This is a genomic window from Rhodoblastus sp. (genome assembly GCF_052145335.1).
In the GTDB taxonomy this organism is placed as follows: Bacteria; Pseudomonadota; Alphaproteobacteria; order Rhizobiales; family Beijerinckiaceae; genus Rhodoblastus.
The window spans coordinates 1-11,663 of record NZ_JBKQOU010000348.1 but is presented as its reverse complement, the minus strand read 5'-3'; the positions used below and the strand labels follow the sequence as shown (position 1 = coordinate 11,663).

Annotated in this window: 10 protein-coding genes; 8 read left to right on the top strand and 2 right to left on the bottom strand. The window is 62.6% G+C overall.

What is annotated here, in order from left to right:
- The 4 genes from ACLP2E_RS21170 to ACLP2E_RS21155 all read left to right on the top strand — a co-directional run.
- On the top strand, window positions 1–958 hold a 958-nt coding region (locus ACLP2E_RS21170), incomplete at its 5' end, for an AEC family transporter (protein ID WP_442467033.1).
- 66 nt (window positions 959–1,024) lie between these two features.
- The gene (gene hppD, locus ACLP2E_RS21165) at window positions 1,025–2,143 is read left to right on the top strand and encodes a 4-hydroxyphenylpyruvate dioxygenase (RefSeq protein ID WP_442467032.1); all 1,119 of its coding nucleotides are present in this window, start codon (window positions 1,025–1,027) and stop codon (window positions 2,141–2,143) included.
- 5 nt (window positions 2,144–2,148) lie between these two features.
- The gene (gene hmgA, locus ACLP2E_RS21160; protein WP_442467031.1) at window positions 2,149–3,456 is read left to right on the top strand and encodes a homogentisate 1,2-dioxygenase; all 1,308 of its coding nucleotides are present in this window, start codon (window positions 2,149–2,151) and stop codon (window positions 3,454–3,456) included.
- A gap of 13 nt (window positions 3,457–3,469) precedes the next feature.
- On the top strand, window positions 3,470–4,486 hold the full coding sequence (locus tag ACLP2E_RS21155) for a fumarylacetoacetate hydrolase family protein (RefSeq protein ID WP_442467030.1): 1,017 nt from the start codon (window positions 3,470–3,472) through the stop codon (window positions 4,484–4,486).
- A gap of 28 nt (window positions 4,487–4,514) precedes the next feature.
- Here ACLP2E_RS21155 and ACLP2E_RS21150 read toward each other — a convergent pair whose 3' ends face one another.
- Both ACLP2E_RS21150 and ACLP2E_RS21145 read right to left on the bottom strand, forming a co-directional pair.
- Window positions 4,515–4,913, bottom strand: coding sequence for a hypothetical protein (locus tag ACLP2E_RS21150; protein ID WP_442467029.1), 399 nt, complete (start codon window positions 4,911–4,913; stop codon window positions 4,515–4,517).
- A 27-nt stretch (window positions 4,914–4,940) separates the two neighbouring features.
- Window positions 4,941–5,984 carry an AraC family transcriptional regulator gene (locus tag ACLP2E_RS21145; RefSeq protein ID WP_442461056.1) on the bottom strand — a complete coding sequence of 348 codons (1,044 nt, stop codon included), beginning with the start codon at window positions 5,982–5,984 and terminating at the stop codon, window positions 4,941–4,943.
- Between the two features lie 309 nt (window positions 5,985–6,293).
- Here ACLP2E_RS21145 and ACLP2E_RS21140 point away from each other — a divergent pair, with 309 nt between their 5' ends.
- The 4 genes from ACLP2E_RS21140 to ACLP2E_RS21125 all read left to right on the top strand — a co-directional run.
- Window positions 6,294–7,946, top strand: coding sequence for a fatty acid--CoA ligase (locus ACLP2E_RS21140; RefSeq protein ID WP_442467028.1), 1,653 nt, complete (start codon window positions 6,294–6,296; stop codon window positions 7,944–7,946).
- 50 nt (window positions 7,947–7,996) lie between these two features.
- Window positions 7,997–9,769, top strand: a complete 1,773-nt coding sequence (locus ACLP2E_RS21135; RefSeq protein ID WP_442467027.1) for an acyl-CoA dehydrogenase — start codon at window positions 7,997–7,999, stop codon at window positions 9,767–9,769.
- Window positions 9,770–9,833: 64 nt separating this feature from the next.
- On the top strand, window positions 9,834–10,958 hold the full coding sequence (locus tag ACLP2E_RS21130; protein ID WP_442461053.1) for a thiolase family protein: 1,125 nt from the start codon (window positions 9,834–9,836) through the stop codon (window positions 10,956–10,958).
- A partial coding sequence (locus tag ACLP2E_RS21125) for a 3-hydroxyacyl-CoA dehydrogenase family protein (RefSeq protein ID WP_442467026.1) occupies window positions 10,958–11,663 on the top strand: 706 nt, incomplete at its 3' end. The genes ACLP2E_RS21130 and ACLP2E_RS21125, both read left to right, overlap by 1 nt.

The following is an 11,663-nucleotide window of genomic DNA, read 5'->3' as shown; positions in this document are numbered from 1 at the left end:
ATCGGGAGGATTGTTCATGGAAACAATGATTCTGAATGCTCTTGCTCCGGTCTTTTTCGTGATGGCCATGGGCTATTACGCCGGCTACCGGAAGATGATCGACAATCAGAAGGTGGCTACCCTGAATCTTTTCGTGATGCATTTTGCCTTGCCTTCCGCTTTGTTCACGGCGATTTCACGAACACCCCGTCAGGTGATTTTGGACAATGGGCAGTTGATGGGGATTTTGACCTTCTGCATGTTCGTTGTCTATGCGCTGACGCTGTTCCTGCAATTCAAGTATTTCAAGGTGGAGACCGGCAAAGCCGCAGTGCAAACCCTGACGGTGGCCCTCCCCAATTACGCTTCGGTCGGCTTGCCGCTGCTGCTCAGCGTCTACGGGCCGTCCAGCGCCCTGAGCGTGGCGGTGGCCATCGCCGTCGGTTCCGTCACGGTTTCGCCATTGACGCTGGTGCTGCTGGAAAGCGCCCATGCGACCGACAAGGTGTCTCCGGCGAAGCTGTTCCTGCTAGCCGTCCTGCGCACGGTCAAGCGTCCGATTGTGTGGGCGCCGCTCGCCGGTCTGGTCGTCGCCCTGGTCGGCATTCCAATGCCCGAGTTCCTCAATCGCTGCTTCACCCTGATCGGGCAGGCCACTGCCGGGGCCGCGCTGTTCCTGACTGGACTCATCCTGTCCGCCCAGCGACTGCGCATCAATGCCGACGTGATCCTGGGTGTATTTTTGAAGAATATCGCGCAGCCGCTGCTGGCCTTCGGGATCGTCCGCGCATTGGGCATTCCCGATCCGATTGGAGGCCAGACCGTGCTGTTGATCGCCATCCCCGCAGGTTTCTTCGGCATGGTGTTCGGCGCAAACCACGATGTGCGGAGCGAGGAGGCCGGCTCCACCCTGGTGCTTTCGTCGCTGTTCTCGGCGATCACACTGGCCGCGTTCATCGTTCTCCTGGCGCCGCATTGAGGCAGGCGCCGGACTGGACGACCGGCTGCCGGCGCCTATATCTTAAAGGTTAGACAAGGCCAAAACATGGGACCCTTCCCGCACGACGCCCCTCCCGCGACGATCTCGGCGGAAAACCCGATGGGAACGGACGGGTTCGAATTCGTCGAATTCGTCCATCCCCAGCCACAAAAGCTTGGCGCCTTGTTCGAGCTGATGGGTTTTGCCGCGGTGGCGCGGCATCGCTCGAAAAACGTCACTCTCTATCGGCAGGGCGAGGTCAATTATGTCCTTAACGCCGAACCCGACAGCTTCGCCGCTGATTTCGCCAGGAATCACGGACCCTCGGTCTGCGCCATGGGGTTTCGTGTGGTCGACGCCGCGCGCGCCTTTCATCGGGCGGTCGCAATGGGCGCCAAGCCCGTTCCGAGCCAAGCCGGACCAGTGGAGCTGAACATTCCGGCGATCGAGGGAGTCGGCGGTTCGCTGATCTATCTGGTCGATCGGCAAAGCGACAGAGGCTCGATCTGGGAGGTGGATTTCGTCTGGACTGCGGCGCGCGAACCAAGACCCGAGGGCGCCGGCCTCACCTACATCGACCATCTGACCCACAATGTTTTTCGCGGGCGCATGGACGTTTGGGCCGACTGGTACGCGCGCCTCTTCAATTTCCGCCAAATCCGCTACTTCGATATCGAAGGCAAGCTCACAGGACTGCATTCGCGCGCCATGACGAGCCCTTGTGGCAAGATACGCATACCGATCAATGAGAGCGCCGACGAGAACAGCCAGATCGAGGAGTATCTTCACGCCTACAAGGGCGAGGGTATCCAGCACATCGCCTGCGGCTGCCGGGATATTTACGAGACGGTCGCGATGCTCCGCCGGGCGGGACTGGAGTTCATGCCGCCGCCGCCTGACTCTTACTACGCCAGGATCGGCGAGCGCATCCCTCGCCATGGCGAAAATGTCGACAGGCTGAAGGAGCTGGGCATCCTGATCGACGGCGAGGGGGTCGTCGAGGGCGGCGAGACCAAGGTGCTGCTGCAGATCTTTTCGAAAACCGTGATCGGCCCTGTTTTCTTCGAGTTCATCGAGCGCAAGGGTGACGAGGGATTCGGCGAAGGCAATTTCCGCGCGCTGTTCGAATCGATCGAGGAGGATCAAGTCCGGCGCGGCGTCCTGAATCCCAGGGCCGCGGAGTAGCGCTCATGGCCGCGACGCCGGAAGGCTACATGCCCGGTTTCGGCAATGATTTCGAGACCGAGGCTCTTCCCGGAGCCTTGCCCGTCGGCCAGAACTCGCCACAGCGTTGCGCCTACGGGCTTTACGCCGAACAGCTTTCTGGTTCGCCGTTCACGGCGCCACGCGGCTCGAACGAGAGGTCCTGGCTCTATCGACTCCGCCCTTCGGTCCGACACACGGGGCGGTTCGACAAGGTCGACCTGCCCCATTGGAAATCAGCGCCGTGCATCGTTGAACACGACCGGCCGATCGGCCAGTATCGCTGGAGTCCGGTTCCGATCCCCGACGCAAGTCTGACCTTTGTCGCCGGCGTTCGCACCATGACGACGGCGGGCGACGTGAACACGCAAACAGGAATGTCGACGCACCTTTATTTCGTCACGGCGTCGATGTTCGACGATTATTTCTACAATGCCGATGGCGAACTGCTGATCGCGCCGCAGCAAGGCGCGCTTGCCTTCGTTACCGAATTCGGCCGCATCGGCATTGCTCCGGGCGAAATCTGCGTCATCCCGCGCGGCGTCAAATTCAGGGTCGAGCTCGTCGCCGGGGCGGCGCGCGGCTATATGTGCGAGAACTACGGCGCAAAATTCGCGCTGCCGAACCGTGGTCCGATCGGCGCCAATTGTCTCGCCAATGCGCGCGACTTCAAGACCCCCGTCGCCGCCTTCGAGGACAGGGAGGCGACCAGCCGGATGACGGTCAAATGGTGCGGTAAATTCTACGCCTGCGAGATCGGTCATTCCCCCCTCGACGTCGTCGCATGGCACGGCAATTACGCGCCCTACAAATATGATTTGCGAGCTTTTTCGCCGATTGGGGCGATTCTCTTCGATCACCCGGACCCCTCGATCTTCTCGGTATTGACCGCGCCATCGGGCGAGGAAGGAACGGCCAACGTCGACTTCGTGATCTTTCCGGAGCGCTGGCAAGTCGCCGAGCATTCTTTCCGGCCACCCTGGTATCACATGAACATCATGAGCGAATTCATGGGGCTGATCTACGGCCAGTATGACGCAAAGCCGCAAGGGTTCACGCCGGGCGCCATGTCGCTGCATAATTGCATGCTGCCGCATGGCCCCGACGCCCAGGCCTTCGCTCGCGCCTCGCAGGCCAGGCTAGAACCCGAAAAGCTTACCAAGACGCTGGCGTTCATGTTCGAAACGCGGTTTCCCCAGCGCCTGACCGATTACGCCGCCACGCTCGAAACCTTGCAGGAAGATTACGCCGACTGCTGGGCGGGACTCGAAAAAAGATTCAACGGCAAGCCATGAGAATGAGCCGGCAATGAAACTAGCCTCGCTCAAGCACGGACGCGCCGGCCGTCTCGCGGTGGTATCGAAGGATCTTACGCGCGCCGCGCTTGCCACTGGCATTGCGCCGACGCTCCAGGCCGCGCTCGATGACTGGGCGCAAGTCGCGCCAAAGCTCGCCATGCTCGCCGAGCAGCTGGAGGACTTCTCGATCGAGACCTTCCGCTTTCGCGAGCGCGACTGCGCTTCTCCCTTGCCGCGAGCCTACCAGTGGGCCGACGGGTCGGCCTATGTGAATCACGTCCTGCTCGTCCGAAAGGCGCGAGGGGCGGAAATGCCGCCGTCGTTCTGGACCGACCCGCTGATGTATCAGGGCGGCTCCGACTCCTTCCTCGGCCCGCGCGATCCGATCCCGTTCATGGAAGACGAAAGCCTGGGGCTCGATCTCGAAGCGGAAATAGCCGTGGTGACCGACGACGTCCCGAGGGGCGCGGATGAGCGGACAGCGCGTTCGCACATCAAACTCGTCATGCTCGTCAATGACGTTTCGCTGCGCGGACTGACGGCAAGCGATATTGCCAAGGGGTTTGGCTTCTTCCAGTCCAAGCCCTCTTCAGCCTTCTCGCCCGTTGCGGTTACGCCTGACGAGTTGGGAGCCGCCTGGGACGGGGCAAAGCTCCACCTCCCCCTCCGCTCCTTCGTCAACGGCGCGCCGCTCGGCCAGCCCGACGCCGGCGTCGATATGACCTTTGATTTCGGCCGCCTGATCGCGCATGCGGCGCGCACGCGCGCCCTGTCGGCGGGCTCGATCATCGGCTCCGGCACAGTATCGAACCGCGCCGCCGATGGCGGTCCCGGCAAGCCTATCGCAGCAGGAGGCGTCGGCTATTCATGCCTGGCGGAACTGCGGGTTGTCGAGAGCCTCATGCAAGGCGAAACCCGCACGACGTTTTTGAAACCGGGCGACCGCGTGCGCATCGAGATGCTCGATGAAAGCGGCCGCTCGATCTTCGGGGCCATCGAGCAAGAAGTAACATGGATCGGGCGGTGAGAGGTCGCGTTTACGCGTCAGCGTCGCCTCAGCCCTTCGACCGCAGGGCCGCGACGCAGAAGTCCACCATCTGGTCGGTGGTTGGCTCGGTTTTGTAGGCGCATTCGACCATCAGGCGCGGGTGGCAGAAGCGCATGCAGGCTGTTTGGACAAGCTTGGTGGCGAGCACCGGGTCGCCCGGCGCGAACTCGCTCGGCTCCATGCCGTCGGCGACGATGCGCGCGAGACAAATGGCGATCCGCTCGTTGTGCTGCTCGACGATCGGCCATTGCTCGTTGAGCGCCACTTCGACCATGTCATGCAGCTTGCGATCGCCGATATATCGTTCCGAATTCGCCTCGGCGGTCTTGATCAGGGCGCGCATGCGCTCGGACGCCGGAGCGGCGCCCGCCGCAATCTGCTCGGCCTCGGCTTCGACCTCGCCCATCAACTCCTCGAACGCGGCCGGCCACGATCAGTCTCTTTGCAGACTCGCTGACAGGGTTGAAGCCGTCCCGCCCAAATGGGCGCGAAACTGACCGGGGGACGCGTCGAACCAGCGCTTGCAGGCGCGGAAGAAGGTGCTTTGATCGACGAAACCGAGCAGATAGGCCACTTCCGCCAGTGAAATGTTTCGCCTCGCCAGATAATTCTGGGCGAGATCGCGACGTGTCTCCTCGAGCAGCGTCTTGAAGGATGTGTTTTCCTCACGCAGCCGCCGTGTCAACGTCCGGTCGCTGAGATTGAGCGCGCGTGCAATCTGTTCGCGACGCGGTTCGCCATCGGCCAGGCAGCGGGTGATTTCCTCACGGATTTTCACGCTGATGCTCGATCCATCGAAGTCGGCCAGCCGTTGTTGCACCGCCGCTTCGTGAAGTCCCGCCATATGAGCGTTAAAGCCTGGTAGCTTTGCCTCGATGTCGTCGCGCGAAAAATCGAGGCCGTTGAAATCAGCCTCGAAATGCAGCGGGCATTGGAAAGCGTCTTCGAAGGGAGCAATATCCGCGGGAGTAGGCCAGACCAGATGGAGTCCCAGCGGTTTGATCGTCCTCCCGGACACCCAACTGCAAAAGGTGAGCAAGGTCAGGAGATCGAACTCGACCCTTTGCCGTGGAATGGGCTCCGGCCCGCCGAACAATTTTAGTTGCAGCCTGACAGACCCTTCATTGAAAGCGAGATGGATCGAGGCGGCGTCGCTGACCAACCGCATGTGTCGGGCGAAATTCTGAATCGCGACATGCAAGCTTTTGCTTGACAACATTGCATAGCCGACGATGTCAAAATTACCGGGCTTTGGAACGTGCGGACTGACCAGTCCGATGGCTGGATTGCCGGAATAGTCCGCCGCCACGCGCCAAAGACGGCTCACCATTTCCGATGGCGCGCGATGGTCGGGATTGGCCAGGATCTCCCTATCGACGCCTGCCTCGGCAAGGATAATGGCAGTATCCAGACCGGCGCCGTCAAGCATATCGACGATGCCCTGGATCCAAGCCGATGAGGTCGTACGGCTGACCATCCACCAAAACCTTCGCATAGAGTCAAAGCAGGCAAAGCCAGTAATTTGGCCTCCTGACGCCATTGCCTGGCGCGAGCGACAAACTAGCATGTTCACAAAAGCGCAAACAGCGCTGAGACGGGCGGGAAACGCGAAAACAATTTCACGTCGAGACGTGGACAGGCCGAACCGCGACAGCGACAGCGACAGCGACAGCGGCGTTGGCTTGTTTGGCTGCGGTTCGCCTGTCTTTTTTCACGAAGCACGCAACGGCACAGTCCCTGATGTGTGCATCGGCGCGCCAGGCAGGAAGCCAAGAGGGAAAGTCGAATGTTGCCTAATGTCGTCGAGCGCGCCAAGAACGCTTATGACTATCCGCTTCTGATCAAGCAGCTTTGGCACACGCCGCTGGCGATCGCGCCCGACCGGGAAATCGTCTATCGCGACCTCGCGCGCCACACCTATCGCGAGACGCGCGACCGCATCGGCCAACTGGCCAGCGGCCTCTCCAAGCTTGGCGTCAAGCACGGCGACACCGTGGCGGTGATGGACTGGGACAGCCATCGCTATCTCGAATGTTTTTTCGCCGTGCCGATGATGGGCGCCGTGCTGCAAACGGTGAACGTGCGGCTCAACCCCGAGCAGATCCTCTACACGCTGAACCACGCCGGCCCCAAGGTTCTGCTGGTCAATTCCGAGTTCCTGCCGATTGTCGAAAGCATCAAGGACCGGATCGAGACGGTCGAGAAATATGTCCTGATTTCCGACGCGCCCCATGCCGAACAGGCCGCCATTCCGCTGGAATGCGAATATGAGATCCTGCTTCTGTCAGGCTCGGCCAATTACGATTTTCCCGATTTCGACGAGAATACGCGGGCGACGACTTTCTACACCACCGGCACCACGGGCCTGCCCAAGGGCGTCTATTTCAGCCATCGCCAGCTGGTGCTGCACACCCTGGCCGAATCGGTGGCCATGGCCATGCCGTCCACGCATTGCCGCGTGCATAGCGACGACGTCTACATGCCGATCACGCCGATGTTCCATGTCCATGCCTGGGGCATGCCCTATACCGCGACGATGGTGGGGCTCAAGCAGGTCTATCCCGGCCGTTATTCCCCGGAAGGGCTGCTGGAGCTGAAGGCGCGGGAGGGCGTGACCTTCTCGCATTGCGTGCCGACCATCCTCCACATGGTCCTCACCAATCCGAAGATCGACAGCTACGACCTGACCGGATGGAAAATCATCATCGGCGGCTCCGCTTTGCCGACCGGCCTCGCCGAAGCGGCGATCGCCCGCGGCATCGACGTTTTCACCGGCTATGGCATGTCCGAAACCTGCCCGATCCTGACTTTGGCCCAGGTCAAGACCGAGTTGCTCAATGGTGCGGACGACAAGGCCATCGGCCTGCGCGTCAAGGCCGGCATGCCGATCCCGCTGGTCGATCTGCGCATCGTCGATCACGACATGAACGACGCCGCCCATGACGGCAAGGCGACCGGAGAAATCGTGGTGCGCGCGCCCTGGCTGACGCAGGGCTATTTCAAGAATCCGGAGGCCTCGGAGACGCTGTGGGCCGGCGGCTATCTGCACACCAACGACATCGGCAACATCGACAGCCACGGTTATGTGCAGGTCACCGACCGGCTGAAGGACGTGATCAAGACCGGCGGCGAATGGGTGTCGTCGCTCGAGATCGAGGACATCATCTCGCAGCATCCGGCGGTGAGCGAAGTTGCGGTGATCGGCGTCAAGGACGACAAATGGGGCGAACGTCCCAAGGCCGTGATCGTGCTCAAATCGGGCCATAACGGAACCCTGGCCGCCGACGACATCAAGGCCTTCATCAAGACCTACTCCGACCGCGGAATCATTTCGAAATTCGGTATCCCGCAGGACATCGTCTTCGTCGAGGCGCTGATCAAGACCAGCGTCGGCAAGCTCAACAAGAAGGCGCTGCGCGAAGCCTACCAGAGCGAATGACGCTGTCGCCGCCACACTCCCTTCCCTTCCTCATCCTGGGTTGAACACTTATGAGCGCCTATAATCCTCCCGTCCGCGATATTCTCTTCACGATGAACGAAATCGGCGACCTGCCCGGCGTACTGGCCCTGCCGGGACATGCCGAAGTCGCGGCCGACCTGGTCGAAACCATCGTCGAGGAAGCCGGAAAATTCGCCGCCGGCGCGCTGGCGCCGCTCAATGTCGTCGGCGACCGCCAGGGCAATAAATGGGCGGACGGCGTCGTCACGACCGCGCCGGGCGTCACCGCCGTCTACAAGGATTTTGTCGACAACGGCTGGGGCGCGCTGGGCGCCAATCAGGATTTCGGCGGCCAGGGGATGCCGCATATCGTGTCGCTGCCGGTGGTCGAACTCTGGACCAGCGCCAACATGGCCTGGTCCCTGTGCCATATCCTAACCCTGGGCGCGGTGATGGCCATTGAGAACCACGCCAGCGAGGAGTTGAAGGCGACCTATCTGCCTAAAATGATTTCGGGCGAATGGACCGGCACGATGAACCTGACGGAGCCGCAGGCCGGCTCCGACCTCGCCGCCATTCGCACCCGCGCCGTTCCCGACGGAGACGTCTACCGCATCACCGGCACGAAAATCTTCATCACCTGGGGCGAGCACGACTGCGCCGACAACATCATCCATCTGGTGCTGGCGCGCCTGCCGGATGCGCCTCCCGGCGTAAAGGGCATTTCGCTGTTCATCGTGCCGAAATTTCTGGTCAACGCCGATGGAACGCCGGGCGCGCGCAACGACCTGATCTGCTCGTCGATCGAGCACAAGCTCGGCATTCACGGAAGCCCGACCGCCGTCATGTCGTTCGGCGACAAGGACGGCGCGACCGGCTATCTCGTCGGCGAGGCCAATCGCGGCCTCGAATATATGTTCACCATGATGAACCACGCCCGCATAAATGTCGGGCTGCAGGGCGTCGCCATTGCCGAGCGCGCCTATCAGCAGGCGCGCGACTACGCCCGCGACCGCGTGCAAGGCCGCCCGATCGGCCAGCAGACGGGCGCGGCCATCGTCCATCACCCCGACATCAAGCGCATGCTGCTCGACATGAAGGCGCGCATCGAAGCCATGCGGGCGATGGTCTATTACGTCGCCGCCCAGATGGATGTCGCGCACGGCAGCGAAGGCGGCGTTGCGAAAACCGCCGCGGCGATCGCCGATCTGCTCACCCCCGTCGCCAAGGGCTGGTGTACTGAAAACGGCCAGATCGTCGCGTCGGAGGGTATCCAGGTCCACGGCGGCGTGGGCTTCATCGAGGAGACCGGCGCGGCGCAGCATCTGCGCGACGCCCGCATCACCACGATCTACGAGGGCACGACCGGCATCCAGGCCAATGATCTCGTCGGCCGCAAGATCGCTCGCGACAAAGGCGAGACGGCGAAGGGCTTCGTCGCCCTGATGCGCGAAATCCTGCCGCAGTTGACAGGTCCGCTGGCGGCGCTGGGGGGTGGTCTGACGCAGGGTCTCGACGAGTTGGAGCAGGCCATCGCTTTCGTCGTCGCGCGAAACGCCGCCGAGCCGGCGGTGACGGCTTCGGGCGCCGTGCCGCTCTTGCATCTGTTTGGCGTGGTCACCGGCGGCTGGCTGGTCGCCCGACAGGCGCTGGCGGCTCAGGCCAAAACGCAGGCCGAGGGCGACCCCACCGGTTTCTATGCCGCGAAGATCGAACTGGCCCGCCACTACGCCCGGCACGTCCTGCCGCATTCGCGGGCTTATTTTATCGCCATGACCGAGGGATCGGACACTGTGACCGGCTTCGACGTCGACCAGTTCTGAACCCACGAGCCCTTTTCTCAATCTGCCGCGCAAGCGGAAATGAACGCCATCGAGGAACCAAGAGATGACCGGTATTTTCATCGTGGACTATGCTCGCTCGCCTTTCACCCAGGCCTATAAAGGCGCCCTGGTGGGAACGCGCCCCGACGATCTGGCGGCGACCGTCGTCAAGACCCTCGTCGGGCGGCAGAAATTCGATCCGGCCGAGCTGGAGGATCTGATCCTCGGCTGCGCCTTCCCCGAGGGCGAGCAAGGCCTCAATATGGCCCGCATCGTCGGCCAGCTCGCGAGCCTGCCCAATAGCGTCGGAGGCGGGACCATCAACCGCTGGTGCGGCTCCTCGATGAACGCCATCGGCATAGCCGCGGGCGCAATAAAACTCGGCTCGGGCGAGGCGATCATCGCCGCCGGCGTCGAGAGCATGTCGCGGGTGCCGATGATGGGCTTCAACCCTCTGCCCAATCCAGCCTGGTCCGCCGCGACGGTCGGCGCCTTCCTCAATATGGGCCTGACCGCCGAAAATCTGGTCGATCGTTACAAGCTCGACCGCGATATGCAGGACACATTCGCCATGAACTCGCACCACAAGGCGGCGGCGGCGCGCGCCGACGGCCGCCTGGCGGCGGAAATCGTTCCGGTCAACGGCGTCGAGCAGGACGGACTGATCCGCCCGGATTCCAGCGTCGAGAAACTCGGAACGCTTAAAGCCGCCTTCCTCGCCGGCGGCAGCGTCACGGCGGGCAATTCCTCGCCCCTGACCGACGGCGCCTCGGCGGTGATCGTCGCCTCCGAAGCCTTTGTGAAAAAGCACAACCTGACGCCGCTGGCGCAGATCAGGAGCTTCGCCGTTTCCGGCTGCGCGCCGGAAGTCATGGGAATCGGCCCGGTCGAGGCCACCCGCAAGGCGCTGTCGCGCGCCGGGATCAAGGCCTCCGATCTCGACGTGATCGAGATGAACGAAGCCTTCGCCGCGCAGGTGCTGTCCTGCTGCGCCGATCTCGACGTCGATCCCGCCCGCATCAACCGCGACGGCGGCGCCATCGCGCTCGGCCATCCGCTCGGCGGCACCGGCGCGCGGCTCGTCGGCAAGGCTTCGATGGTGCTCAAGCGCGACGGCGGCCGCTACGGCCTCGCCACCCAGTGCATCGGCGGCGGCCAGGGCATTTCCATGATCGTGGAGGCGGCGTGATGGTCGCGTTCAAAAAAGCCGCCGTCATCGGCGCGGGCGTGATGGGCTCGGGCATCGCCGCCCATCTCGCCAATGCCGGTCTCGAAGTCGTGCTGCTCGACCTCGATCCGGCTTTCGCCCGCGAGGCGATCGCCAAACAGCTCAAGGCCGGCGGTTTTATGCGCGCGAATTTTGCTGAACGGGTAAAGCCGGGCTCTGTCAGCGATCTGTCCCTGGTCGCCGACGCCGACTGGATCGTCGAGGCGGTGGCGGAAAATCCTCAGATCAAACGCGACCTATTCCAGAAACTGGAGAGCGTGCGCAAGCCCGGCTCCATCGTCTCGTCCAACACCTCGACCATCCCGCTCGACGTGCTGACCCAAGGACTGGGCGCGCGTTTCGCCAGCGATTTCCTCATCACCCATTTCTTCAATCCACCGCGCTACATGCGGCTGCTGGAAATTGTCTCCAGTCCACAGACCCGGCCCGACGCGCTCGCCACAATCAAGAAATTCGGCGATGTCGCGCTCGGCAAGGGCATAGTGGGCTGCAAGGACACGCCCGGCTTCATCGCCAATCGCATCGGCACCTACTGGCTTGCGGCGGGCGTGGTCGAAGCCTTCGCGACCGGCGTCAGCATCGAGGAAGCCGACGCCATCATCGGCAAGCCGTTCGGCATCCCCGCCACCGGGATTTTCGGCCTGCTCGATCTCATCGGCGTCGATC

Bases quoted from the DNA above. Each gene is read 5' to 3' on its own strand.
- hppD (WP_442467032.1), top strand. From the start codon at position 1,025: ATGGGACCCTTCCCGCACGACGCCCCTCCCGCGACGATCTCGGCGGAA.
- hmgA (WP_442467031.1), top strand. From the start codon at position 2,149: ATGGCCGCGACGCCGGAAGGCTACATGCCCGGTTTCGGCAATGATTTC.
- ACLP2E_RS21155 (WP_442467030.1), top strand. From the start codon at position 3,470: ATGAAACTAGCCTCGCTCAAGCACGGACGCGCCGGCCGTCTCGCGGTG.
- ACLP2E_RS21150 (WP_442467029.1), bottom strand. From the start codon at position 4,913: ATGGGCGAGGTCGAAGCCGAGGCCGAGCAGATTGCGGCGGGCGCCGCT.
- ACLP2E_RS21145 (WP_442461056.1), bottom strand. From the start codon at position 5,984: ATGGTCAGCCGTACGACCTCATCGGCTTGGATCCAGGGCATCGTCGAT.
- ACLP2E_RS21140 (WP_442467028.1), top strand. From the start codon at position 6,294: ATGTTGCCTAATGTCGTCGAGCGCGCCAAGAACGCTTATGACTATCCG.
- ACLP2E_RS21135 (WP_442467027.1), top strand. From the start codon at position 7,997: ATGAGCGCCTATAATCCTCCCGTCCGCGATATTCTCTTCACGATGAAC.
- ACLP2E_RS21130 (WP_442461053.1), top strand. From the start codon at position 9,834: ATGACCGGTATTTTCATCGTGGACTATGCTCGCTCGCCTTTCACCCAG.